General features: G+C 63.2%; 1 protein-coding gene. It reads left to right on the top strand.

Going from position 1 to position 1,491, the window contains the following annotated elements; translation table 11 throughout:
* Nucleotides 1-198: 198 nt before the first annotated feature.
* Complete coding sequence (locus AKN84_RS44255; RefSeq protein WP_050426601.1) at nt 199-1,488, top strand: IS4 family transposase; 1,290 nt, start codon at nt 199-201, stop codon at nt 1,486-1,488.
* The last annotated feature ends 3 nt before the right edge of the window (nt 1,489-1,491 follow it).

Here is a 1,491-nt window from a genome sequence, read left to right on the forward strand (position 1 = left end):
ACTAGGGCATGCACACATTTGCTGCGACAGATTGACTCGAACGCTGCGTCTGGGATTCCAGAATCGGCAATCGATGTGATTCCTATGTCGGCACTTCGGTTTGGACGGAGGTGTCGCCATGTTGTCACGGATTGACTGGACGCTGGGCCGGTTCGGGGATCGTCGTCTCGATAAAGGGGGGCGGCGCTTGTCGGACGCATGGTTGCGGGCAAGGATGTATGCCTGCGGCGGCTTTCGAAGGGGAACCGGGCGCTGGAAGTGCGGTTCAACCGCTTTCTCGGCAATGGCAAAGTGACAGCGGAACGGATCATCGAAAGCTGGAGCGAGAGCACGGTTGCGGCGACCCGAGGCCGCCATGTGCTGGCAATCCAGGACACCAGCGAGATCCACTTCAACACCACCGCGCAACGCCGGCGCGGGCTCGGGGAAATCGGCAGGGGCAATCACCATGGCGTGCTGCTGCATCCGCTGCTGGCGGTGGATGCGGACAGTGGCAGCTGCCTTGGGCTTTTGAGCGGCGAGGTGTGGACGCGTGAGGGCCGTCGAACCGTCTCGCATGACAGCCGCGACCTGCCGGACAAGGAATCGCAGCGCTGGATCACCACTGCCCTTGCGGCCAAGCCGCTGCTCGCAGGCGCCGCAAGAGTGACCTTGCTTGGTGACCGCGAGAGCGACATCTTTGCTCTTTATGCCAGCGCGGCCGAGCAAGACTTCCACGTGGTCGCCCGCAGCATGCATGATCGCAAGTTGGCCGACACGACCGGTCTGTACGGGGCCATCGACGCCATGGCGCCGGTGCAGCGTCGCACCGTCCAATTGCCCGCGCGTGCGCAACGGCCTGCACGTCAGGTGGACCTCGAACTTCGCTTCGGCGCGATCGAGCTTGCCCGACCTCAGAGCAAGTTCCTGCGCCATTTGCCAGAAAGCTTGCCGTTGGCCATCGTCGACGTCCGCGAGATCAATGCCGGTCCCGACGTCGAGCCGCTGCACTGGCGTCTGATCACCTCGCATAAGGTCGCCAGTGCGGACGACGGTTGGCGCATCGTCGAGTGGTACAAGCAGCGCTGGATCATCGAGCAGTTCTTCCGCGTGCTCAAGACACAGGGCTTCAGGCTCGAAGACAGCCAAATCGGCATCGCCGAGCGGCTTCTCAAATTGGTCGCGGTCGCCGCCAAGGCTGCGGTCATTACCATCCAACTCCTGCAAGCGCGCAACGGCGGCCCGCAGGGCATCTCCACGGCCTTCAACAGCAATGAGATCGCCACCTTGACGGCACTCAATCAGCAACTCGAGGCCAGAACCAAGCTGCTGAAGAACCCGCACCCGCCCGGTACCCTCGCTTGGGCAGCCTGGATCATCGGTCGCCTCGGCGGCTGGGACGGCTACCCATCGTCCAAGCCGCCAGGCCCCATCACCTTCAAAACCGGCCTCGAACACTTCCACGCCGTCGCCGAAGGATGGAGCCTCAGAGATGTGTGCATGCCCTAGTGC

Source organism: Bradyrhizobium tropiciagri, assembly GCF_001189845.1.
GTDB lineage: Bacteria > Pseudomonadota > Alphaproteobacteria > Rhizobiales > Xanthobacteraceae > Bradyrhizobium > Bradyrhizobium tropiciagri.

Coding starts and splice junctions, on each gene's coding strand:
- AKN84_RS44255 (WP_050426601.1), top strand. CDS start 199: ATGGTTGCGGGCAAGGATGTATGCCTGCGGCGGCTTTCGAAGGGGAAC.